Below are 22,776 nucleotides of genomic sequence, written 5' to 3' on the forward strand. Positions count from 1 at the left end.
GGTTAATTACCTCTTGCCGGTCGGCCGCCGCCACTTCTACGTTCACTGCTGCTACCAGAACTGCTGCTGCGGGTAGGCGCCGGCTCCGATCTGCGGGTTTCGCGTTGCTCGTAAGAACGTGTTGGTTCAACTGGGCGTGTAGTTTCGCGGCGTGGTGTTACAGCAGGTCTTGTTTCGGTATTACGCTGCTGCTGACGATACTCCCGGCGAGTTTCACGGATAGTGCGCTGCTCAGGCTGGCGTGTCGCCGGCTCTACCTGACGCGTGCGTGGTTCTATTTTGCGTATCTCAGGCTGATCTCCATCACGTAACTGCTGTGGTCTTGTAGTTCGCTCTTCACGCACCGGACGGGTTACTTCAGTGTTTCGTGGTCTTGTAGTTTCGCGGCTTGGGCGTGTCGTTATTACGTCTTTTCTTTCTTCGGTAGTTTGTGGGCGCACACGCTCTGTAGTTCTGGCCGGACGACCCTGTACTGCGCGTTGCTCGCTTCTTTCAGTTAAAGTACCTCTCTCTGTTCTGCCTTCACGCTGTGTTCTATCTGTTACTACACCACCACGTTCGCCACGCGGGCCATACTGTACTTTGCGCGGGTTGTTATACCCAGGATAATCATACACATACTGGCGGCCATAGTAGCTTCCGTAATAGTTGTTATAGTAAGGGTTCCAAGGATTATAGTATCGGCCATAGCCATAATACGGGTTATAACGGCCATAATAGCCACCGCCCCAACCATAATGATAGCTGATCGATATAGTTACACCATTTCTCCAGTAAGGTCTGTAGGCAAAAGGATCATAGAAGAACGGATCGTAAAAGGGATCATAAAAAGGATCGGCATAGCGATGGCGATAGCTTCTGCTATAACTATAGCTATCATAATAGCTCGGATAAGGATCGTAAGCCCACGAAGGATCTACAAAAGAATAATTTGGGCGATACCAGTTATCGCGCTGATCGTATTCGCGTCCATCATAATACTCGTCACCATAATAATTATCGGTAACGGCACTGCTTCTTTCAGAATATTCCGGGTTTGTGACGCCATCTTCTGTAGTTGCCTGCTGCTCTGTGTCTGTACCATCAGCGTATGTTTGCTGTGCTGGTTGTATATATTCGGTTTTGTCCGCAGTGCTATAGTACATATCATCGTACTCCGTAGACTGCATAGCATTAGGGCTGCTGCAGCCAACTGCAAAAAGAGCAAGCGCCGGTGCTATCGTTAAAATGGTAAACTTTTTCATGGCCTTCTGATGTGAAACTTCTTCTATATCAAAGATATAAACACAATGGCGCAAAACCTTATCAATAGTATAATATATTAACGTAATTTTGGGCTGTATTGATGTCTAAATTGTCAATGGAATTGAAGCAATTATTATTCCAAAAACATCTTCAATAAAGAATATACTATAAAATAATTTAAAAATGAGCAAAGGGTTACCAAAAAGAAGCGAAGATTACTCCTTATGGTATAACGAACTGGTGAAAAAAGCAGGGCTTGCCGAAAACTCCGCAGTACGTGGTTGTATGGTTATAAAGCCTTACGGTTATGCTATCTGGGAGAAAATGCAGCGTCAGCTGGACGATATGTTTAAGGCTACCGGCCACCAGAATGCATACTTCCCGCTATTTGTGCCCAAAAGCTTATTCGAGGCCGAAGAGCAGAATGCCGAAGGCTTTGCAAAAGAGTGTGCTGTAGTTACCCATTACCGCCTGCAGAACGACCCGGACAAGCCAGGCAAACTGCGTGTAGACCCAAATGCTAAACTGGAAGAAGAGCTTATTGTTCGCCCTACGTCTGAAGCTGTTATCTGGAACACCTACAAAGGCTGGATACAAAGTTACCGCGACCTGCCATTGCTTATAAACCAGTGGGCTAACGTGGTGCGTTGGGAAATGCGTACACGTTTGTTTTTGCGCACTGCTGAGTTCTTATGGCAGGAAGGCCATACGGCCCACGCTACTGCCGAAGAAGCCATTGCCGAAACAGAACAGATGCTGGAAGTATACGCCACCTTTGCCGAGCAGTACATTGCCTTACCAGTTATAAGAGGTATAAAAACACCGAACGAACGCTTTGCCGGAGCCCTGGAAACATATTGTATCGAGGGCATGATGCAGGATGGCAAAGCTTTACAGGCTGGTACATCGCACTTCCTGGGTCAGAACTTTGCCAAAGCATTTGATGTGAAGTTTGCTACCAAAGATGGCGGTTTAGAGTATGTTTGGGGGACATCATGGGGCGTAAGTACCCGTTTGATGGGTGCGCTGGTAATGGCTCATTCTGATGACGAAGGTCTTGTATTACCTCCAAAGCTAGCTCCAATACAGGTTGTTATAGTTCCGATCTACAAAGGCGAAGAGCAATTAGCACAGATCAGCGAAAAAGTGCTGCAGCTGAAAAAAGAACTGGAAGCAAAAGGTATCAGCGTTAAATTTGATGACCGCGATACCGAGCGCCCAGGATTTAAGTTTGCCGAGTGGGAACTGAAAGGGGTGCCGGTACGCATTGCAATAGGTGCCCGCGATCTGGAAAACGGAACCGCCGAAATTGCCCGCCGCGACACAAAAGAGAAAAGCTCACAGCAATTCGACAGCCTGGCTACTTACATTCCTGCTTTACTTGACGAGATTCAGGAGAACATCTACAACAGAGCCCTGAACTATAGAGAAGAGCACACCACAAAAGTAGACAGTTACGAAGAGTTTAAGCAAGTGCTGGAAACCAAAGGCGGCTTTGTGTTAGCCCACTGGGATGGCACTCCTGAAACCGAAGAGCGCATTAAAGAAGAGACCAAAGCAACTATACGCTGCATTGCGCTTAACACCCCTGACGAAGATGGCGTTGATATGCTGACCGGCAAACCAAGCAAGCGCCGTGTTTATTTTGCGAAGGCTTACTAATTATTGATCGTTGAGTGCTGATCGTTAGATCGGCTAACTATAAAAGCGCCACTTTCCTGTTAAAGGAGTGGCGCTTTTTTTTGCCTGTGTGGCAAATCCAACCACCCCTAACCCTCCTTGCCTAAGGCGGAGAGTTTTTTGGCCATCGCTATAGTTGACTTTCAAGTTCTATAATTACAGTCCAAAAGGCGGACACGTCTGAATTGTAGAGACGCAATACTTTACGTCTTGTTACCAGTTGAAAATGCTTAAACTATAGATTCGTATTTCTCACGCTGTTCGAAATAACAAATAAAGAGCAATAAACTATACATCCAACCTAACACTATTCCATAATCAACCTATAATAATTCGCAGTTTAATCTAAAAATCACTATATTTACCTAACAAGCCACCTCCTATGCTACTAGACTGGGTAACTGTCATTTTACTTATCGTGATTGGGCTGGTCCTGATCATTGTGGAACTGGTGTTTATACCGGGCACTACCCTAATTGGTATTTTGGGTTTTGTGCTTGCAGGTATCGGCATCTGGATCGGCTACTCAGCTTTAGGGACAACGATAGGGCATATCATACTCGGCTCCTCGGTTCTTATTGCAGGCGTTGCATTTTTCTATAGTTTCCGGACAGATGCGTGGTCCAGGTTTGCGCTGAACGACCAGATTAAAAGCCGTGTAAATGATGAACACCCGCACACCTTGCAGATTGGCGAAACCGGTTTAACAGTATCAGCTTTGCGCCCACAGGGTACAGCACTTTTTAATGATCACCGCCACGAGGTGCAAACCAAAGGCGAATTTTTAGCACCCAATACCCAGATCCGCATTATCAGTCTTAATCATAATAAAATAACAGTAGAAGAAGTTAGCTAAGCCCTTACAAATGGAAAATCTATCCGTCATTTTTTTAATAGCAGGTGGCATTATACTGCTCCTGATCTTTTTATACTTTTTCCCGATAAGCCTCTGGATAACAGCACTGTTTTCCGGTGTAAGGATTAGCTTACTGGAGCTGGTATTTATGCGCATCCGTAAGGTGCCGCCAAGTTTGATCGTAAACTCTATGATCAACTCGAGTAAAGCAGGCATTAACCTTACAAGTACCGAACTCGAAACCCATTATCTGGCCGGTGGTAACGTACCTACTGTTATCAAAGCACTTATTTCTGCTGATAAGGCTAACATTCCACTTTCGTTTAAGCAGGCAACTGCTATCGATCTGGCAGGCCGAAACGTGTTTGAAGCCGTAACAACATCTGTAAACCCGAAAGTGATTAACACGCCAAATGTGGCTGCTGTAGCGCAGGATGGTATTCAGTTGATCGCAAAAGCGCGTGTTACGGTACGGGCTAACATTATGCAACTGGTAGGTGGTGCCGGCGAAGAAACGATACTTGCTCGTGTTGGCGAAGGCATTGTAACATCAATCGGTTCATCTGTGTCGCATAAAAGTGTATTGGAAAACCCGGACATGATCTCAAAACTGGTACTGCAGAAAGGTTTGGATGCCGGAACAGCTTACGAGATCTTGTCTATTGATATTGCCGATATTGACGTTGGAGAAAACATTGGTGCCAAACTACAGATAGACCAGGCAAGTGCCGACCTAAAGGTAGCTGAAGCCAAAGCAGAAGAGCGCCGTGCCATGGCGGTAGCCGTGGAGCAGGAAATGAAAGCCAAAGCGCAGGAAGCCCGTGCATCGGTTATTGCAGCCGAAGTTGAGATACCACAGGCAATTGCAGCAGCTTTCCGTAGTGGCAATCTGGGTATCATGGATTACTATAAAATGCAGAATATTCAGTCTGACACCGACATGCGCAATTCTATTGCCAGCCCTGGTCAGACCAGCGGACCTAATAAGCCAAAAGAGTAATTTTATACTTAACTATAAAACGAAAGCCGGAACAGTAATATGTTCCGGCTTTTTTGTTTTTGCGCCTGCCTATCCTAGGAGGAATTACCTCACCCCTGCCCTCTCCTAAAAACAGGAGAGGGCAGGGGTGATATATCGAGAAGAGTCCTTCCTTGAGGAGGGCAGGGAGGTGTTTTTATAGTTTGCTTGGTCCAACCACCCCTAGCCCCTCCTTATCTAAGGCGGGGAGATTTCTGCTATAGTTACAGTTTGCCTTATAGTTAGTGATTTAACACCCCTATTGAGCTATGCTCGCAAGATTCGAACTCCCATTCTCACTTGTCCTCAAGGGGATAATCCTGCTATAGTTATAGTTGACTTTATAGTTCTATAGTTGCAGACAGACCACGAGCAGGCAGGCGCAGCCTGGCACAAGGAAATACAACCACGATCAATCTCGGAGCGTGAAGTTTCAAACTATAGAAAGCAGGAAATATGTGAATGATCTCAGTCTTTGGGTTGAGCGCCTTGTGAATATCTGGTGCCGTGAGGCATTGCGAGGTACGAGCAAAAGAGATTCGCACAGCGCGATGCCCGAAGACGGGGCCTCCCGGCCGTGAGGGCACCAAAGCTGACGATGAAACGATAGGAAAGTAAAGCTCCCAGGATTAGAGTGGATTTGAAAGGATAGCTTGGTGCAAGTTGGAATTATAGGCTACTATAGAATTCAGATTTATCCTGACGTCGAAATGACAAAAGAGAACTATAGGACATATAAGATTCCTCGGTCTAGCTCGGGATGACAGTAATACACTATAGCTAACTATAAAAAGAGAAGGCCGGTGCTGGTTACAGCATCGGCCTTCTTCTTTATCTGAAGTTTATACTTCTTAAGCTTCTTTCAGCGTGATCTTACGCTCTACAGTATTGTAAGGGCCAGGCAATACAGTACCATTGTTATCCAGTAATTCCAGCTTTATAGTTGTTTCGCCCATTGGCAAGCCTTCTATAATGTATGGCAACCAACGATCCAGCATAAACTCAGTACCGTTTATAGTTGCACGTACTTTGTTACCAGTTGTGCTCAGGTCAGTGTTTACCAGGTAAAAGTCAAGCATGATCTTTTCGGTATCTTTACCTACGTACTCACCTTTAGGGCGGCTATAGAACATGTGCGGCGCTTTCATATCAAATGTCATACGCTCGGCTGGTCTGCCAACAGTAACCATGCGCAGGTCATAAGCACCTTTATGCTTCAGGCTTTCGTGGTAAGATCGCGACAGAAAAGACAGGATAATATGGTCGCCCTCGGTCATGTCTTTCGTGAACGTAGTTTCGTAGTGCGCAGTGTAAGGCTCGTTATCTACTATGTTATGAATATGCTGCCCTTCCTGCGAGTTAGCCATGTGCTCTGCATTAGAGTGAGGCGTCATGCGGGTAAGCTGGTAGTTAGACAGGCTATAGTTAAATTCAACAGGGCCGGCATCTACCACACCACCTGCAGGCGGTGTATTCAGGCGTATAGCTGACTCCGGATACTGCTGCGAATCATCAAAAGCATAAACGCGTAATCCATTTTTGCTCATTACGGCACCCGCTGGCGTTGGGCCACTGCTAGTAGTTGTTACTACAGGTGTCTGGTTCTCAGCATCCTGAGTTTGTCTGGCGGTATCACAGGCAGAAAAGCCAAGCAACAGGGCGGCTGCAAGGCCAAAGTAGGTTTTTTTCATCAGTAAGGGATTAGGTTAGCAATTCAGCTAAGTTAGTGAATTTATTTTTTTCGTATATTGCGAACTACGTGAATAACACAAAAAAGTATACAGAAATAACTATATGAGCGAGATTTTGTTTGATGAGGTTCCTTCTCTCGATTTAGCAGACTTTACATCAGGGAATGCGGAAAGAAGGACTCAATTTGTGAAAAAGCTGGGTGATGCGTACCAGAACATCGGTTTTATTGCGCTGCGCAACCACGGCCTTAGCGATGACCTGACTGAAAAACTGTATGCTGCGACTCAAAAATTCTTTGCGCTTCCTGATGAAGTAAAACAGAAATACGAACACCCGGAACTTGCAGGCCAGCGCGGCTATGTCGGCAAAGGAAAAGAAAAAGCGAAAGGTTTTAATACCGGCGACTTAAAAGAGTTTTACCATGTTGGCCAGGAACTAAGCGATATTCCTGACAGCGACCCGATCAAAGAAGAATATCCTGAGAATATTTTCCCGACAGAAGTACCGGAGTTTAAAGAAGTAACCTTAGAAGCTTATCGCCGACTGGAAGCTGCCGGAAAAGAAGTATTGCGCGCTATTGCTATCCACCTTGGCCTGGACGAAAATTACTTTGACGATAAAGTGAAATATGGTAACAGCATTCTGCGCCCTATCCACTACTTCCCTATCGAGAACCCGGACAACGTACCAGCAGATGCCGTACGTGCAGCAGAGCACGGTGATATAAACCTGATTACCTTACTGATGGGTGCCAGCGCCGATGGTTTGCAGGTGCTTCGTCGTGATGGTCAGTGGATTCCGATAACAGCGTTGCCAGAGCAGGTTGTAGTGAACGTAGGTGATATGTTAGCGCGCTTAACAAACAACAAGCTTAAATCAACTATACACCGTGTGGTTAACCCGCCGCGTGAGCTGATGCATACTTCGCGTTTCTCTATTCCGTTCTTTATGCACCCACGTTCTGAAATGGACCTGACTTGCCTGGAGAGCTGCATAGACGAGCAGAACCCAAAAGGCTACCCGGATGCAACAGCAGGCGAATACCTGAATGAGCGTTTGGTAGAGCTTGGACTTAAAAAAGCCTAAGTATAAATTATTTAAAATATTTAAGAGAGAGATAGTTACAAGCTGTCTCTCTTTTTTTATTTTTACCCGCTATGAGCCTGCGTTACTACATCTTCCTGAAAGACGTTCTGGTACTCGCCCTTACTTCGTTTGGGGGACCGCAGGCACACATTGCTTTAATGTTTAAACTGCTTGTAGAAAAGCGCCGCTACCTCACCGACCAGGAACTGATAGAACTCAATGCGCTTTGCCAGATCCTGCCCGGGCCAACTTCCACGCAAACTATAACGGCCATTGGTTTCCGAATTGGAGGTCCTAACCTGGCTTACCTAACCCTGCTTGTCTGGATAGCGCCTGCTGCAACTATAATGGCCTTTGCCGCACTCATCATCTCCTACCTGCAGCAAAACGACATTTCACTTCACTTTCTCCGGATTATACTGCCCATGGCGGTTGGGTTTGTAGCTTATGCCGCCTGGAAAATAAGTGTTAAAGTTGTGAATACGAAGGTCGCTATTGCGCTGATGGTTGTGTCGGCGGTGCTATCTTACTTTTTCCGGTCGCCGTGGGTATACCCGTTGTTGCTAATTGCCGGCGGCGCCGTAACTGCCCTGCGTTTTAAACAACACCCTCAGGAGAAGGATAAAAAACTGCACATCCAATGGGCTAACTTTTTTCTGTATGTAGTCGTGTTTATAGTTGCTGCGGCACTCGGTGGGGCTACCTCATCGTTACCCGTAAGGTTATTCGAGAACTTTTACCGTAACGGCAGCATGGTTTTCGGTGGCGGGCAAGTGCTGGTACCGCTTATGTATACCGAGTTTGTGCAGTTTAAAGGCTACCTAACTGGCGAAGAGTTTCTGTCGGGTTACGCCATTGCGCAGGCTTTGCCCGGGCCAACTTTCTCGTTCACTTCATTTGTAGGTAACCTGGCTATGCGCGAGTATGGTATTGCCGGTCAGTTCCTGGGTTCGTTTGTAGCTACGGTTGGCATCTTTCTGCCGGGCACGTTTCTTATTTTCTTCGTTATCCGCTTCTGGGAAGAGCTTAAAAAGTACAGGGTTGTACGTGCATCTTTAGAAGGTATTAGTGCCGTAAGCTCCGGCATGGTTGTAGCCGCCGCTATCATGCTCTACCACCCTATCGATAACACACTTCTAAACTTCGGTATAGTTGTAGCTACGTTTGCGTTGCTGATGTTTACTAAAATACCAGCACCTGTACTTATAGTTACCGGGTTGTTACTGGGGTTTGTGCTGTAGAGACAAAAAAAGTAAACACTCACTTCTCTAAGCAAAGTATGTCGTCAAGAAAGTAATGCTTAGGTAGGTCCAAAGGAAAGAGAACATTATATGCACTAAGGTTTCAAACTTCTTTCCCTTCCACAGATCAGATGAGTAGCCGAAGAATTGAAAATAAAGCCTGATTACCCAAAACACTCCTAAGCCTAACGATATTTTTTTCCCGAGATCAGTACTTACCAATTCACTTGCTGATGTCAGGCATAGCAAGCCCATTAAAAACACCACCAGAGCTATAAAGAATGTATGAACCGTCATTATCTGCCGGTTGATCAGGCTCAACGACTTTAATTCTTCCGCCCAGTTAAAATATCTCGGAAAGATAACGTGAACCAAGGCTAACACAATCAGAATAACGCCAATCAGCTTAAAGTGTATTTCCATTTTTAGTTAGTATGAATGAGGAAATGAAAGGCGTCAGTTTAATTTCCCGTCCTGCATTAAGTTCTGCTTTTTCAAACGTCTTTAGCCAGGACCTCTTCGAATGGAAATGAAAGAAACCGATATTATAAGCCAGGAAATTAGCAAGGTCTCTCAAGTGTTCAGTTATGTATATCTGACCAGTAGGCTTTAATATTCTATTTATCTCCCTGAAAAAAGCGGCTCTCTCATCTTCATCTCTTATCTCGTGTGCCGACAGAGTTAAAAATATTTTATCAACCGAATTATCTGTCAGTTGTATATGGTCTGTTCTTGTGTGTTTTGTGTTTGGGAATGGTGGAAAAGCTTTTCTTGCCCGTTTAATTGATACTTCAGTATGCTTCGCAGGATCATAGAAATCCATCACTATAAGCTCTGATCTTTTGAACTTAGCATTCAGCAAAGCACTTGTTTCGTCAAACCCAGCATTAATGTTTACCACTACGTTTTCGGTATTCTCCTGCTCAACCCATTGTAATTTGTAAAGCCCCGAAAAGTCATAGACATACATTGACACCAATAAGGAGATGACCATTGCCCCTAAAACCAATGAGCAAACTATGTAGATGTAAGTTTGCAGCGCATTATCAAGAAAGCCGGCTACAAATAATAACAGTAAAATTAAGGCGAGTGCAATCACATAAAAATGCCAGTTGAACCTGATAATATTAGTTACTCCCTGCAGTGGCTTTCTTACTTTTTCCATTTCTCTCTTCTGCCCTTTTTCCAATAGTATGGGACGTCGTTAATGATAAATGCGTTTGCCAGAACAGGATTTTGTAAGTTAAGTGTGTTAAGAAACGAAAAACTATAGTTAACAACCTTTATGGGCTTTGGCACCCAGTTTTGCCTGACACCTTCAATAATCAATACTTCTTTAGAATTAGGGTTATAGGTAAAAGTGAAAGGAAGTGGCCCGGCAAACCTTCGGGCTTCTTTCCAGTCAGTAAACGGCGAATGCTCAGGCAAAGCAACTTCACTATCCGTGTTATCTATGATGACTTTAAAATCCGATTTAACTGATTTTATCTCTTTAGTCTTCCAGTTTTCAGACTGAAGTATGTCGGTTGTTGTGTAGTTATAATGGGTGAAAATATTGCCCATTATTTCCATCTTCTTTTTATCAGTTTCAGACTTTAAAATATAAAGCCCACGCAGTCTCTTTCCTGCCTTATTGGTATATCTTACAAAAACTCTGTAGCCGATCAGGAAGAAATCATTACCCATGAATTTAGGTAACCCTTTTGGCCTAAGCTCTTTTGTCTGAACTATTGCGGCAGCAACAAAAGCCCATTTATCGTTAAAAGTGTCTAGCTGCAAACATTCAGGAATAAGGTCTTGCAACTGCTCTTTCGGAACAGCAAACGTTAATACCAGCGAACTTTTGAAAAAGGCCTCAACAGCAAAAGGGTGATTTTTAAGAAATGGGAGCATATTATGCCTGTTGTATTAACTTTTTGTTGAGACCAAATTCGTTGTAGTAAACAACAAGAATAAACAGGAGCGCAAACACTGAATTTAGTTTACCCCATAGCAGCAGATCAGGTACAAGCACAAACTCAAGTATGTTCATAGCAGCAACTATAGTTATCTGGGTTATAGCATTTAGCCTTGGCTTTATACCACTTAAGATCCAAATAGCCATTCCTATTTCAGACATACCGATCATGAATGTTAATGGTCGTGCAAATTCTTCTCCCAATATTCTGCCGACTATCTGCTCATGCCTGTTAACTAGATCAAGCACCTTGCAAAAGAGTCCATTTATTATCCAGACTGCTGCAATACAATAGTTTAATATTGTATGGACTTCTCTTCTCCTCATTGGTCCTGATGTGTTTTACTGCATTAACAGAGCGAAGTATAATTGATAAAGTATTCCGCTTCTATTATTAAATATAGCATAATATAAATTAAGCTACTATGGCTTTCTAAAACTATAGCCCACAAAAAAGGCTACCCACCAGGCAGCCTTTCTATAGTTTAGCGTTTCTCTTTTAGTATCCGGAGCAGGTATTCGCCGTAGCCGCTTTTGCGTAGCGGTTCTGCTACGCGCTGTAGTTGCTGAGCATCTATAAAGCCCATGCGCCAGGCCACTTCTTCAATGCAACCTATCTTCAGGCCCTGCCGCTCTTCTATTACCTGCACAAACGTAGCCGCCTGCATCAGCGACTGAATAGTACCCGTATCAAGCCAGGCAGTTCCGCGGTTCAGGATGCCTACTTTCAATTTGCCGCGGCGCAGGTATTCTTTGTTCACGTCGGTTATTTCATACTCACCACGCGGGCTTGGCTCCAGGTTCTTGGCGATCTCTACAACCTCGTTATCATAAAAGTATAAGCCTGGCACGGCATAGCTGCTCTTTGGATGCGCTGGCTTTTCTTCTATAGAAACCGCCTTGTTACCGGCATCAAATTCAACCACACCATAACGCTCCGGGTCGTGCACATGATAGGCATATACCACACCGCCATCAGGGTCACTGTTGGCCTGCAGCAGTTTGCTCATCCCTGAGCCATAGAAGATGTTATCGCCCAGCACCAGCGCTACTTTATCGTTACCGATAAACTCTTCGCCTATCACAAAGGCCTGCGCCAGCCCGTTGGGCACTTCCTGCACCGCATAGCTAAATTTGCAACCGATCTGCGAGCCATCGCCCAGCAAGCGCTCAAACATAGGAAGGTCGTGCGGCGTGGAGATGATCAGGATCTCGCGGATGCCGGCCAGCATTAATGTAGACAGCGGGTAATATATCATCGGCTTGTCGTACACCGGCATCAACTGCTTACTGACAGCCAAAGTAAGTGGGTGTAAACGTGTGCCAGAGCCCCCGGCAAGTATAATTCCTTTCATCTTATTGATGGTTGAATGGTTGATGGTTAAATTGTTTAATGGTTAACTCTAGCTATAGTTAACCCACCCCTGCCCCTCCCAAGAGGGGATTTTCTGCTTTCCCATATTCCCCTCCGAGGAGGGGTTAGGGGTGGGTTCCACTTGTTCAGATCAACAATTTAACCTTAAACAATTTAACAATTGCCAACCTATCGGTTAGTGTATTGCTCCTGGTAGTAGTGCGTATAGTTGCCGCTGGTTACATGCTCCAGCCACTCAGTATTTTGCAGGTACCAGTCTACGGTTTTGCTCAAGCCTTCTTCAAACGTAACCGATGGTTTCCAGCCCAGCTCATTTACCAGTTTGCTTGAGTCGATGGCATAGCGCAAGTCGTGGCCGGCGCGGTCTTTTACAAACGTGATCAGCTTGCGCGAATGGCCTTTTGGCCTGCCCAGTTTCTCATCCATCACATCGCACAGCAACTCTATCAGGTCCAGGTTCTTCCACTCGTTTATGCCGCCAATGTTGTAGGTATCTCCTACTTTGCCTTCATGAAAGATCACATCAATGGCACGGGCATGGTCCAGCACATAGAGCCAGTCGCGCACGTTCTCGCCTTTACCATAAACCGGCACCGGACGCTCGTTTTTAATGTTGTTGATGGCCAGCGGAATCAGCTTCTCAGGGAAGTGGTTCGGGCCATAGTTGTTCGAGCAGTTGGATATTTTGATCGGCAAACCATAGGTATGGTACCAGGCACGAACAAAGTGGTCGGAGCTGGCTTTGGAGGCTGAATAAGGCGAACGCGGATCATACGGTGTTTCTTCTGTAAACAGGCCGTCTTCCCCTAAAGAGCCATACACTTCGTCGGTCGAGATGTGGTAAAACAGGTGTTTGCTCAGATCATCCGCCCAATGCTTTTTAGCCGCATGCAGCAGGTTTACCGTACCGATCACGTTGGTCTGCACAAAGGCCAGCGGGTCGGTAATAGAGCGGTCCACGTGGGATTCGGCTGCCAGGTGGATAACCGCATCAAATTTATAGTTGGCAAAGATCTCTTCCAGGTAAGCGGCATCGGTAATATCGCCTTTCAGGAACGTATAATTCTCCTTTTGCTCAATATCCGTTAGGTTCTCCAGGTTACCGGCGTAGGTCAGCTTGTCCAGGTTATAGATCTGGTGGTTGGGGTACTTGGTAACAAACAACCTTACCACATGCGAGCCAATAAAGCCTGCGCCGCCTGTTATCAATATTTTCATGGCTATAGTTTAGCTGTAGATTCCTGTAAATGTAATTGCCAGTCCCATGCGCTTTTCATGGCTTCTTCCAGGGTACTGGTGGTTTTAAAGCCCAGTTCTTGCGTAGCCTGGGTAACGTCAGCGTATATTTTAGGTATATCGCCGGCGCGACGCGGGCCAATTTTATAGTTTAGTTTTACGCCTGTTGCCTTTTCAAACGCATGAATGGCCTCCAACACAGTATTGCCCTGGCCAGTACCTACGTTAAAGAACTCAATGGCTCCGGCTTTATTTTGCAGCAGGCGCTCAATAGCCACTACGTGCGCTTTGGCCAGATCCACCACATGCACATAATCGCGGATGCAGGTTCCGTCCGGGGTATCGTAATCGTCTCCAAAAATCGTGATCTGCTCACGGATGCCTGCGGCGGTTTGCGTAATAAATGGTACCAGGTTGTTCGGCACGCCTAAAGGCAATTCCCCTATCTGAGCCGAAGGATGCGCCCCGATCGGGTTGAAGTAACGCAAGGCTATACTTTGGATGTTGCTATTACCGCTATGTGCCAGGTCCGTTAAAATCTCTTCGCAAACTTTTTTGGTGTTGCCGTATGGCGAGTTAGCTTTCTGTACAGGCGTTTGCTCGGTTACAGGCAACTCGGCTGGTATACCATACACCGTACACGACGACGAGAAAACCAGTTTCTGCACATCAAATTCCTGCATTACCTGTAGCAGCGTTACCAGCGAGCCCACGTTGTTGTGGTAATACATCAGGGGCTTCTCTACCGACTCTCCTACTGCCTTGTAAGCCGCAAAATGAATAACGCCAACTATAGTTTGTTCCTGCTCAAACACTTTGCGTAACTCGGTAGCATCGGTGCAATCAATGCGGTGGCATGTTACGTTGCGGCCAACTATAGCTTTTATACCTTCCAGAGAGCGCTCTTCCGAGTTAGAAAAGTTATCCACTATAACCGGCTCGTAACCTGCCTGCAGCAACTCCACTACTGTGTGCGAGCCAATGTAGCCGGCTCCGCCTGTCACTAAAATCTTATTCATGTTTTATGTAGTCAGCTTCAAAAGCTGGGTTTAGTCTTTTATTCTTTGTAAAGTTACAATATTCTGCTTAATCATTTCACTGCGCGCACCATCCGGTCTTTGCCAAACAGGTCCTCCACTACTTTCGCCTCTGCAAAACCGGCTTGCAGCAACACGTCGCAGGTTTCTGGTCCGTAGCGTTCGTTTATCTCAAAGTATAGTTTCCCGCCGGGCTTCAGTAAACTATAGCCAACTATAGCAATGCGTTTGTAGAACCTCAGCGGGTCAGTATCAGGTACAAAAAGGGCCAGGTGCGGCTCAAACTCCAGCACGTTGGCGCGCATCTGTTGCTGTTCTTCTTCCAGCACATAAGGCGGATTGCTTGTGATGATGTCTAAAGAACCAGCTTCTATAGTTTGCACTTCGTCAAAAATATCCTGGTGCAGCCATTTTACAGGTTGGTTATAGTTAGCTGCATTAGCTTTCGCCACTTCCAACGCTCCTTCCGATACTTCCAGTCCATAAACAACTTCAGTATTCAGGTTCTCGGCCAGGGCTATCGGAATACAACCGCTGCCAGTGCAAATGTCCAGTATCCGTAATTGCTGCTGATTCCGGTGCTCTTTAATCACCATATCCACCAGTTCTTCAGTTTCGGGACGTGGAATGAGCACGTTTTTATTTACCTGCAATTCCAGTCCATAAAAATGCGCGACGCCCAGCACATACTGCAACGGCTCGTGTTTCAGAAGCTTCTCAACTATAGTTTGCAGTTCTTCCTGCTGTGTTATAGTTACCTCCTGCTGCTGGTTCAGGCTCATTTGCACCCGCGACTGTTGCAGTACATGCTCCAGCACATCCTGGGCCATAGCACCTGCTTCCTGCTCTTGGTAAATGCTGCTGAGCTGTTGTCTTATAGTTTGTGCTGTCTGCTGAACGGTGGCCAAGGCTGTTTTTCTATTGATTTCGGTATCTTTGCAAAAGTACTCTTTTGGAGTTAGAAAGTTAAAAGGTTAAAAAGTTAGAACGTGATTTCACCTCCTGACCAAAGACGCAAAGTATTGCGTCTCTACATAGCCCAATACCTTTCTAACCTTCTAACTTTTTAACTTTCTAACTTGAACGAAGTGTTTTACATGCGGCGTGCGCTGGAACTGGCAAAGTTGGGTAGCGGCTATACGGCTCCTAACCCCATGGTTGGCTGCGTGATAGTGCATAACGGGCAGATAATTGGCGAAGGCTGGCACCGTAACTATGGCGGACCGCATGCCGAAGTGAATGCCATTGCCAGCGTGCAGGATATAAGTTTGCTGCCGCTTAGCACAGTGTATGTAACCTTAGAGCCCTGCTCCCATTTCGGTAAAACCCCGCCCTGCGCTGATCTATTAATTAAAAGCGGTGTGCGCGATGTCGTGATCTGTAACCTGGACCCTAACCCGGTGGTAGCTGGTCGTGGTGTGCAGAAGCTGCTGGATGCAGGAATTAAAGTAGAGACCGGCTTGCTGGAGCATGAAGGGCTGGAAGTGAACAAGCGCTTTTTTACCAGTCATCGTTTAAAGCGGCCTTACATTACATTAAAATGGGCTGAGACTGCTGATGGCTTTGTAGCCGGGCCGGCCTGCGAGCAACTACAGATAAGTGTTGCACTGGCAAAGCGTTTTGTGCATAAACTTCGCGCCGAAGAGCAGGCCATTATGATAGGCACCCGTACCGCCCTGCACGACAACCCAAACCTGAATACCCGTCACTGGACAGGTCCAGATCCGACCCGTATAGTTATAGATCGCCAGTTGACCTTATCTAAAACTATAAACCTGTTTAATGGCAGTCAGCCAACTATAGTTTATAACTATAAAAAACAGGAGGAGCAGGAGAATCTATACTTCGCACAACTACAGGAAGACGAACCCTTACTGCCACAGATCATGGCAGATCTGTATAAGCGAAACATAATTTCTGTTTTAGTGGAGGGCGGCACTTACCTGCTGGAAAGCCTGCTGAAAGAAAACCTGTGGGACGAGGCGTTTATACTTAAAAGCACATTTCAAACTATAGGTGACGGCATAAAAGCACCAACTATGGTTTACGGGACTTTAACAAAACAGCAAACATTAGGCTCCGACATGCTGTTGCATTACCAAAACAATAAATAATAATCACTGATTACCTTATTCAATCATTCAAAATTCAGTTATTCAAAATTAACCTATGGCCGAATCGCTTATAGTTGACCAGAACCTTACCAAAGAAGAAAAATATAAAGCCCTGTTGCCGCAGATAGAAGCATTAACAACGGGCGAGACCGACCTTATTGCTAACATCTCGAACATGGTGGCTGCCCTGAAGCAAGGCTTAGGCTTTTTCTGGGTGGGAGTGTATTTTAATAAAGAAGGTCAATTGGTACTTGGTCCGTTTCAGGGGCCGATAGCCTGCACGCGCATACCTTACCATAAAGGAGTTTGTGGTGCATGCTATACCCGTCAGGAGACTATACTGGTGCCAGATGTGGAAGCCTTCCCCGGCCACATTGCCTGCGCTAGCGAGTCTAAATCGGAGATAGTTTTGCCTGCTATTAAAGATGGCGAAGTAAAACTGGTACTGGACGTAGACAGCGACAAACTAAACGACTTTGACGAAGTTGACCAGAAGTACCTGGAGCAATTGATGAAGCTGGTAGAAAGCTGGTATTAGTTTCGTTGATCGTTGTTGGTTGATCGTTATCCGGAAAATGCCACAGGTTTAGCGCAGCGTAACTTGTGGCTTACTATGGTGCCAGTTCGTAACTGGCTTTCTGCGTGAGCAGAAAGGTAAATGTCCAGAGCTTAAACTATAGTTTTATAGTTGCGCCTATAGCTGTTCCTGCTTTTGCAAAGCACAGAAGTTACAAAATTCTGGCCAAGCACAACCACAAGTTACGCTGCGCTAAACTTGCGGCATTTTAGGGTCTCTACAAATCCTGTTCATCCTTCCACATCCTGAAAATCCTGATCCAGAAACAAAAAAGCCGTTGCAAACTATAGTTCGCAGCGGCTTTTTTTAATATCTTTTTAACTATAAAGCTTACCCAAATAAAGTTGGTGGTGGGGTTTTCAACTGAGCAATAACAGTCTGTCCACCTTTGGTCTTCTGACCAAGCTCTGCTTTTATTTCCGTATCAAGCGGCACAAAAATATCTACGCGCGAACCGAATTTAATGAAGCCGAACTCTTCGCCCTGGCTTACTTCATCTCCCTCTTTTACATACCAAACGATGCGGCGGGCCATGGCTCCGGCAATCTGGCGGAACAGTACTTCAGGGCCGGCATTTGATTCTACTACAACCGTAGTACGCTCGTTTTGCGTGCTTGATTTTGGGTGCCAGGCTACAAAGTAATTACCCGGATGATACTTAAAATACTTTACAATGCCTGAAACCGGGTTACGCGTAATGTGCACGTTAATCGGCGACATAAAAATAGAGATCTGCTTGCGCTTGTCCTTAAAATACTCCGGCTCTTCCACTTCCTCAATTACTACTACCTTGCCATCAGCAGGCGCAATAATTAAGTCTTCGTGCAGCAGGAGGGTACGGTACGGGCTACGAAAAAACTGAAGTATAAGCAGGAACAGTACCGCAGACACACCAGTGAAAATCTTGTTGAAGGTATTGTTTTCAGCGTTGAAGTTGTAGAGCAACAGGTTGATCACTACTAAACCTAGCAATGTAAAAAACAGAATTTTTCGTCCTTCTTTATGAATCTTCATTAGTGTGTTGTGTAATTACTGCAGGTCTTTATAAGTTATAATAGCCCATCCAGTTTAGTAGATGGGCTATTATCTGCATCAAAATTATATAAACTTTCGCTTATTTTAAATAAAAACTTCTGTTAGAAGCCTCCACGGTATTTATATGTCATTGCTACTTTATCAATAGCAACAATATAAGCAGCAATACGCATAGGTACGTTATATTTCTGAGAAGCGGCGTAAACACGCTCAAACGACTCATTCATGATACGCTCGGCACGCTCGTTTACGCGGTCCAGTGTCCATTTAAAGCCCATGCGGTTCTGCACCCACTCAAAGTAAGATACCGTTACACCACCTGAGTTCGCAAGGATATCCGGCACCACCATAATACCTTTTTCGTTGATGATGTTATCGGCTTTGTAAGAAGTCGGGCCGTTGGCACCCTCAACTATAAGTCTTGCCTGGATCTTATCAACATTCTTGATCGTGATCACATCTTCCACAGCAGCCGGGATAATTACATCAACTTTAGAAGTAAGCAATTCATCCGGATCCATCATTTCAGCGCCTTTATAGCCTTCCAGGCGACCGTTATGTGCGTTCTTGTACTCGATCGCATCTTCAATGTCGATACCGTTGTCGTTCCAGTAAGCGCCGCTTACATCACTAACACCAAGAATTTTAACGCCACGCTCAGCCATAAGCTTGGCAGCCCACGACCCTACGTTACCAAAGCCCTGTATAGCAGCAGTAGATTTAGATGGGTTCATGCCCAGTTTATCCATAGCAGCCATAGCCGAAACCATAACGCCACGACCAGTAGCCTCTACGCGGCCAAGCGAACCACCTAATACAAGCGGCTTACCAGTAACTACAGCGTGTACCGTAGAGCCTTTTGTTTTAGAGTATTCGTCCATCAGCCAGGCCATCTCGCGCGGACCTGTACCCATATCCGGTGCAGGAATATCCTGGTCAGGGCCGAAGATATCTACCAAAGCCTGAGTATAAGCTCTTGTTAAACGCTCGATCTCACCAGCCGACATGGTGTAAGGGTCGCAGATGATACCGCCTTTGGCACCGCCGTAAGGGATATCAACAACAGCGCATTTCCACGTCATCCAGGCAGCAAGGGCTTTTACTTCATCCAGAAATACATCCGGAGCGTAACGGATACCACCTTTAGAAGGACCTAGTATAGTTGAGTGTATTACGCGGTAACCTTCGAAAACGCGCACTTTACCATCATCCATGGTTACAGGCACGTTTACGATCACCTGGCGGGTAGGCGATTTAAGTACGTTATATGTCTCTTCATCCAACCCCAATACTTCAGCTGCGATATTGAAGCGTGACATCATCGATTCGAACGGGTTCTCCCTATCCTTGATCGGTGCTGGCTCTTTGTATAACATTATATTAATCTTTTGAATTGATCAGTTTGATTAAGATTTCGGCGGTAAAGGTATATAATTTATACATACAACCGCCAACTATACAGGAAACAAAAAATTAGAAAATCTGGAGAAAGGCAACTATAAAAGGAATAACAATTATAAGGCTGTCGAAACGGTCTAAAATACCGCCATGGCCGGGCAATAAAGTACCCGAATCTTTTACATCCAGGCTGCGCTTCAGCATCGATTCTACCAGGTCGCCGAGTACGCCGAAAACCGAAACGATAACGCCTATTCCGAGCCACTGATAAAGCTCCAGGTCCTGAAAATAAACGGATAAACCATAGGCTACAGCCAACGTCAGTAACATGCCGCCAAACCAGCCTTCCCAGGTTTTACCCGGCGAGATGCGCGGAAAAAGTTTTCGTTTACCAAAGTTCTTGCCGGCAATGTAAGCTCCCGTATCCGAAGCCCAGATCAGCAGCATCAGCCCCAGTATGGGTTGCCAGTCGTACGTATCATTCAGGTAACCTAATTTGTGCAATAACCCGAAAGGCAGGGCAACATAAAGTACCCCTAAAAGGGTAAAAGCAATGTTAGTAAAAGGCTGCGGCTGCTTGCGGTATAGTTCGAGCACAAAAACAAGGCCCATTAACGGAAGTGTCAGGTAAAGCAGCTCGCTCCGTACAAGCTCTTTTTCTATCAGGAAGATGAGGATATAAAACAGGGCGCCCAGCGCTGCTCCAATGGTCTTATTCGGTTTAATACCTTGCGTACCGGCCAGCCTGTAAAACTCCAGCAGCCCAACTATAGTTAGCAGCAGGAACAGCACGAAATACGTCCACTCGCTTACAAGTATACTGCCTACAAATAAGGCGGCGCCCAACACCCCTATTATGATCCGCTGGTTTAAATTACTTAGTCCCGAAATTTTATTGCCCATGTAGTAGAGGATGCTATTGGAGCATTAAAGGTATTAAAATTATTAGATTGTAAAATGCCTATACTCCAGATTCAACTATAGTTTCAGGTTGGGCATCGGTGCGTGGCGGCACTTTTTTAAACTCGTTGTACAGGTAATACAGCAACGCTCCGCTTAAAACTATAGATAGCAGCACGCTCCACCATTCCATCGGCTCCGTAGATTCTACATCTATATCAACGGCTCCGGTTTGTTGCAAATACAGCATCAGCACGGTAAAGCCATTGTTAAAGAAGTGGGCAACTATAGGCACGCTTATGCGCCCCGACCAGAAATATAAGTATCCAAACAAAGCACCCAGTATAGCGCGTGGCACAAACCCGAAGAACTGTACGTGTATTGCTGCAAACACTAATCCAGCGATCCAGATGGCGGCGTGCGGGTTACCCGTCCAGCGGTGTAGTTGTTTTTGTAACACTCCACGGAAAACTATTTCTTCGCCGATGGCAGGAATAACCGCAATAACCAGTATGCCTATCAACAGCTTCGGAATATCGTTAAAGTCGGCTATCATTTTGGTAAGCTCGGCCAGTTCGTCTTCTTTGGCGCGTGCCCACTCCTCAAATCCCTGCATAAAATCCGGGAAATTTAAGTTAGCGTTCCAGTTTATAACAACCGAGTTGGCCGGCATAATTACGATCATCAGCACACCAGCTAACAATACCAGCAATGGAGCAACCGGCATTTTCCAGTTCAGGTAAGGCTCCACGTCATATTTTAAAACCCGCAGCATAAACAACGGCCCCACCACAAACGACATAAACTGTATTACGCCCTGCAGCAGCAACATTATATTGCGCCCGTTCGGGTGCGAGAGTGGGTTGGTTGCTATTTCCGGTATCTGCATTAAATTAAAATCGAAGGCGACACTTGCGATAATGGCGAAGATAAAACTACCTACAAAATAGCCTGCCATCATAAAAGCAAACAGCAGAAGCAGTATATAAAATGGATGTGGCTCTTTACGGATGAAACCTTTCATACAGGAGTTTAGGTTAAATTGGTGTAAATTTACGCGAATAATTAAATTTTGCTTTGGTAAAGATAGCGAACATAGAGTTGGGCGAGTTCCCGTTACTGCTTGCACCAATGGAAGACGTGAGTGATCCGCCGTTCCGAAAAGTGTGCAAAGCCAATGGGGCCGACCTGATGTACACCGAGTTTATTTCCTCTGAGGGTTTGATACGCGACGCAGCTAAAAGTGTGCAAAAACTCGACATTTTTGATTACGAACGCCCTATCGGTATCCAGATCTTCGGGTCTGATATTGAGTCGATGCGCGAAGCTGCTATAGTTTCGTCGCAGGCTGGCCCCGACCTGATAGATATTAACTATGGCTGCCCTGTAAAGAACGTGGCCTGCAAAGGTGCCGGTGCGGCTTTGCTGCGCGATGTGCCCAAAATGGTGAAGATGACCGAGGAAATTGTGAAAGCAACCAACCTTCCGGTTACCGTAAAAACCCGCCTCGGCTGGGACGAAGACACCAAGTTTATAGTTGAGACTGCTGAACGTTTACAGGATATTGGCATAAAAGCGCTGAGCATACACGGCCGCACACGCGTGCAAATGTATAAAGGCGAAGCCGACTGGACTCTGATAGCAGAAGTAAAGAACAACCCGCGCATGAAGATCCCGATCTTTGGAAACGGTGATATCGATTCTCCGCAGAAGGCACTGGAATACCGAAACCGTTATGGCGTGGATGGCATCATGATAGGCCGTGCCAGCATCGGTTACCCATGGATCTTTAACGAAATAAAACACTACATGGCAACCGGCGAAATGCTGCCAGGGCCAACTCTGGAAGAGCGCGTAGCGGTTTGCCGACAGCACTTTACCCACTCGCTGGAGTGGAAAGGCGATAAGTTGGGAATTTTTGAGATGCGCCGCCATTATACAAATTATTTCCGAGGCCTTCCGCACTTCAAACCGCTCCGCATGAAACTGGTGCAGTCCGAAGACATTCAGGAAATTTACGACACGCTGGAAGAGATAGCGCAGACGATGAGCTATGCGGAGTTAGAAGGTTAGAAAGTTTAGAAGTTAGAAAGTTATACTTTAAACGCCCGTTGCTTTTGCAGCGGGCGTTTTTTGTTTGTCTGAATCAGGATTTTCAGGATTAATGGATCTCCATGCTTAGGTTATAGTTGCAGCTATAGTTTTATAGTTGCTTTACTGTTCCTTATACATATTGCTGGCGCGGGTTTGCAACCCGTGTCTTACTATGGTGTTGAGTTTGTGACTCAACTGGCCCGGAAGGGACAGGATTGGTAGTGGCTTTGGCTAT

Annotated in this window: 22 protein-coding genes; 8 read left to right on the plus strand and 14 right to left on the minus strand. The window is 45.7% G+C overall.

The features are described from left to right. Positions 1-2: 2 nt before the first annotated feature. Positions 3-1,244 (minus strand): hypothetical protein, encoded by a 1,242-nt coding sequence (locus ABS362_RS07140; protein WP_350411710.1) that lies wholly within the window; start codon positions 1,242-1,244, stop codon positions 3-5. 184 nt (positions 1,245-1,428) lie between these two features. Here ABS362_RS07140 and proS point away from each other — a divergent pair, with 184 nt between their 5' ends. The 3 genes from proS to floA all read left to right on the plus strand — a co-directional run bounded on the left by proS (position 1,429) and on the right by floA (position 4,781). Then, a complete protein-coding gene (proS, locus tag ABS362_RS07145) occupies positions 1,429-2,907 on the plus strand; it encodes a proline--tRNA ligase (RefSeq protein WP_350411711.1) in 1,479 nt (492 codons plus the stop codon). 400 nt (positions 2,908-3,307) lie between these two features. Next, the gene (locus ABS362_RS07150) at positions 3,308-3,781 is read left to right on the plus strand and encodes an NfeD family protein (protein ID WP_350411712.1); all 474 of its coding nucleotides are present in this window, start codon (positions 3,308-3,310) and stop codon (positions 3,779-3,781) included. Between the two features lie 10 nt (positions 3,782-3,791). Then, a complete protein-coding gene (gene floA, locus ABS362_RS07155; protein WP_350411713.1) occupies positions 3,792-4,781 on the plus strand; it encodes a flotillin-like protein FloA in 990 nt (329 codons plus the stop codon). Between the two features lie 869 nt (positions 4,782-5,650). On the opposite strand, the gene ABS362_RS07160 is transcribed toward floA, so the two are convergent. Further along, entirely contained in the window at positions 5,651-6,490 is an 840-nt protein-coding gene (locus ABS362_RS07160; protein WP_350411714.1) for a hypothetical protein, read from the minus strand. A 103-nt stretch (positions 6,491-6,593) separates the two neighbouring features. Here ABS362_RS07160 and ABS362_RS07165 point away from each other — a divergent pair, with 103 nt between their 5' ends. Both ABS362_RS07165 and chrA read left to right on the plus strand, forming a co-directional pair. Further along, the gene (locus ABS362_RS07165; protein WP_350411715.1) at positions 6,594-7,577 is read left to right on the plus strand and encodes an isopenicillin N synthase family dioxygenase; all 984 of its coding nucleotides are present in this window, start codon (positions 6,594-6,596) and stop codon (positions 7,575-7,577) included. 71 nt (positions 7,578-7,648) lie between these two features. After that, positions 7,649-8,818, plus strand: a complete 1,170-nt coding sequence (gene chrA, locus ABS362_RS07170) for a chromate efflux transporter (protein ID WP_350411716.1) — start codon at positions 7,649-7,651, stop codon at positions 8,816-8,818. 27 nt (positions 8,819-8,845) lie between these two features. Here chrA and ABS362_RS07175 read toward each other — a convergent pair whose 3' ends face one another. The 8 genes from ABS362_RS07175 to prmC form a co-directional block, all read right to left on the minus strand. Continuing rightward, the gene (locus ABS362_RS07175) at positions 8,846-9,241 is read right to left on the minus strand and encodes a hypothetical protein (RefSeq protein WP_350411717.1); all 396 of its coding nucleotides are present in this window, start codon (positions 9,239-9,241) and stop codon (positions 8,846-8,848) included. Beyond that, positions 9,225-10,007 carry a class I SAM-dependent methyltransferase gene (locus ABS362_RS07180; protein ID WP_350411718.1) on the minus strand — a complete coding sequence of 261 codons (783 nt, stop codon included), beginning with the start codon at positions 10,005-10,007 and terminating at the stop codon, positions 9,225-9,227. The genes ABS362_RS07175 and ABS362_RS07180 overlap by 17 nt, the downstream gene beginning before the upstream one ends. Next, positions 9,971-10,711 (minus strand): DUF2071 domain-containing protein, encoded by a 741-nt coding sequence (locus tag ABS362_RS07185; protein ID WP_350411719.1) that lies wholly within the window; start codon positions 10,709-10,711, stop codon positions 9,971-9,973. Before ABS362_RS07185 ends, ABS362_RS07180 begins: the two co-directional genes overlap by 37 nt. Position 10,712: 1 nt before the next feature. Beyond that, entirely contained in the window at positions 10,713-11,102 is a 390-nt protein-coding gene (locus tag ABS362_RS07190) for a DoxX-like family protein (RefSeq protein WP_350411720.1), read from the minus strand. Positions 11,103-11,260: 158 nt separating this feature from the next. Further along, a complete protein-coding gene (rfbA, locus tag ABS362_RS07195) occupies positions 11,261-12,130 on the minus strand; it encodes a glucose-1-phosphate thymidylyltransferase RfbA (protein WP_350411721.1) in 870 nt (289 codons plus the stop codon). Positions 12,131-12,318: 188 nt separating this feature from the next. Then, complete coding sequence (rfbB, locus tag ABS362_RS07200; RefSeq protein WP_350411722.1) at positions 12,319-13,368, minus strand: dTDP-glucose 4,6-dehydratase; 1,050 nt, start codon at positions 13,366-13,368, stop codon at positions 12,319-12,321. Positions 13,369-13,370: 2 nt separating this feature from the next. Next, complete coding sequence (gene galE, locus ABS362_RS07205) at positions 13,371-14,405, minus strand: UDP-glucose 4-epimerase GalE (protein ID WP_350411723.1); 1,035 nt, start codon at positions 14,403-14,405, stop codon at positions 13,371-13,373. 71 nt (positions 14,406-14,476) lie between these two features. Continuing rightward, positions 14,477-15,331, minus strand: a complete 855-nt coding sequence (prmC, locus tag ABS362_RS07210) for a peptide chain release factor N(5)-glutamine methyltransferase (RefSeq protein ID WP_350411724.1) — start codon at positions 15,329-15,331, stop codon at positions 14,477-14,479. A gap of 180 nt (positions 15,332-15,511) precedes the next feature. Here prmC and ribD point away from each other — a divergent pair, with 180 nt between their 5' ends. Both ribD and ABS362_RS07220 read left to right on the plus strand, forming a co-directional pair. After that, the gene (ribD, locus tag ABS362_RS07215) at positions 15,512-16,537 is read left to right on the plus strand and encodes a bifunctional diaminohydroxyphosphoribosylaminopyrimidine deaminase/5-amino-6-(5-phosphoribosylamino)uracil reductase RibD (protein WP_350411898.1); all 1,026 of its coding nucleotides are present in this window, start codon (positions 15,512-15,514) and stop codon (positions 16,535-16,537) included. Between the two features lie 55 nt (positions 16,538-16,592). Next, positions 16,593-17,075, plus strand: a complete 483-nt coding sequence (locus tag ABS362_RS07220) for a GAF domain-containing protein (protein ID WP_350411725.1) — start codon at positions 16,593-16,595, stop codon at positions 17,073-17,075. A 369-nt stretch (positions 17,076-17,444) separates the two neighbouring features. On the opposite strand, the gene ABS362_RS07225 is transcribed toward ABS362_RS07220, so the two are convergent. From ABS362_RS07225 to ABS362_RS07240, 4 genes are all read right to left on the minus strand, one after another. Then, complete coding sequence (locus ABS362_RS07225) at positions 17,445-18,128, minus strand: phosphatidylserine decarboxylase family protein (RefSeq protein ID WP_350411726.1); 684 nt, start codon at positions 18,126-18,128, stop codon at positions 17,445-17,447. 122 nt (positions 18,129-18,250) lie between these two features. Further along, positions 18,251-19,525, minus strand: coding sequence for a Glu/Leu/Phe/Val family dehydrogenase (locus ABS362_RS07230; protein ID WP_350411727.1), 1,275 nt, complete (start codon positions 19,523-19,525; stop codon positions 18,251-18,253). A 97-nt stretch (positions 19,526-19,622) separates the two neighbouring features. Next, positions 19,623-20,450 (minus strand): phosphatidate cytidylyltransferase, encoded by an 828-nt coding sequence (locus ABS362_RS07235; RefSeq protein ID WP_350411728.1) that lies wholly within the window; start codon positions 20,448-20,450, stop codon positions 19,623-19,625. Between the two features lie 58 nt (positions 20,451-20,508). Then, complete coding sequence (locus ABS362_RS07240; RefSeq protein ID WP_350411730.1) at positions 20,509-21,471, minus strand: CPBP family intramembrane glutamic endopeptidase; 963 nt, start codon at positions 21,469-21,471, stop codon at positions 20,509-20,511. Between the two features lie 53 nt (positions 21,472-21,524). Between ABS362_RS07240 and dusB the strand changes: the two genes are divergently transcribed. Further along, positions 21,525-22,520: a tRNA dihydrouridine synthase DusB gene (gene dusB, locus ABS362_RS07245; RefSeq protein WP_350411731.1), complete on the plus strand. Its 996-nt coding sequence runs from the start codon at positions 21,525-21,527 to the stop codon at positions 22,518-22,520. Positions 22,521-22,776: the final 256 nt, after the last annotated feature.

The sequence above is a fragment of the Pontibacter populi genome (assembly GCF_040278685.1).
GTDB lineage: Bacteria > Bacteroidota > Bacteroidia > Cytophagales > Hymenobacteraceae > Pontibacter > Pontibacter populi.

What these genes read in the sequence shown, in the direction of transcription:
- ABS362_RS07140 (WP_350411710.1), bottom strand. Translation starts at nt 1,244, where the DNA reads ATGAAAAAGTTTACCATTTTAACGATAGCACCGGCGCTTGCTCTTTTT.
- proS (WP_350411711.1), top strand. Translation starts at nt 1,429, where the DNA reads ATGAGCAAAGGGTTACCAAAAAGAAGCGAAGATTACTCCTTATGGTAT.
- ABS362_RS07150 (WP_350411712.1), top strand. Translation starts at nt 3,308, where the DNA reads ATGCTACTAGACTGGGTAACTGTCATTTTACTTATCGTGATTGGGCTG.
- floA (WP_350411713.1), top strand. Translation starts at nt 3,792, where the DNA reads ATGGAAAATCTATCCGTCATTTTTTTAATAGCAGGTGGCATTATACTG.
- ABS362_RS07160 (WP_350411714.1), bottom strand. Translation starts at nt 6,490, where the DNA reads ATGAAAAAAACCTACTTTGGCCTTGCAGCCGCCCTGTTGCTTGGCTTT.
- ABS362_RS07165 (WP_350411715.1), top strand. Translation starts at nt 6,594, where the DNA reads ATGAGCGAGATTTTGTTTGATGAGGTTCCTTCTCTCGATTTAGCAGAC.
- chrA (WP_350411716.1), top strand. Translation starts at nt 7,649, where the DNA reads ATGAGCCTGCGTTACTACATCTTCCTGAAAGACGTTCTGGTACTCGCC.
- ABS362_RS07175 (WP_350411717.1), bottom strand. Translation starts at nt 9,241, where the DNA reads ATGGAAATACACTTTAAGCTGATTGGCGTTATTCTGATTGTGTTAGCC.
- ABS362_RS07185 (WP_350411719.1), bottom strand. Translation starts at nt 10,711, where the DNA reads ATGCTCCCATTTCTTAAAAATCACCCTTTTGCTGTTGAGGCCTTTTTC.
- ABS362_RS07190 (WP_350411720.1), bottom strand. Translation starts at nt 11,102, where the DNA reads ATGAGGAGAAGAGAAGTCCATACAATATTAAACTATTGTATTGCAGCA.
- rfbA (WP_350411721.1), bottom strand. Translation starts at nt 12,130, where the DNA reads ATGAAAGGAATTATACTTGCCGGGGGCTCTGGCACACGTTTACACCCA.
- rfbB (WP_350411722.1), bottom strand. Translation starts at nt 13,368, where the DNA reads ATGAAAATATTGATAACAGGCGGCGCAGGCTTTATTGGCTCGCATGTG.
- galE (WP_350411723.1), bottom strand. Translation starts at nt 14,405, where the DNA reads ATGAATAAGATTTTAGTGACAGGCGGAGCCGGCTACATTGGCTCGCAC.
- ABS362_RS07220 (WP_350411725.1), top strand. Translation starts at nt 16,593, where the DNA reads ATGGCCGAATCGCTTATAGTTGACCAGAACCTTACCAAAGAAGAAAAA.
- ABS362_RS07225 (WP_350411726.1), bottom strand. Translation starts at nt 18,128, where the DNA reads ATGAAGATTCATAAAGAAGGACGAAAAATTCTGTTTTTTACATTGCTA.
- ABS362_RS07230 (WP_350411727.1), bottom strand. Translation starts at nt 19,525, where the DNA reads ATGTTATACAAAGAGCCAGCACCGATCAAGGATAGGGAGAACCCGTTC.
- ABS362_RS07235 (WP_350411728.1), bottom strand. Translation starts at nt 20,450, where the DNA reads ATGGGCAATAAAATTTCGGGACTAAGTAATTTAAACCAGCGGATCATA.
- ABS362_RS07240 (WP_350411730.1), bottom strand. Translation starts at nt 21,471, where the DNA reads ATGAAAGGTTTCATCCGTAAAGAGCCACATCCATTTTATATACTGCTT.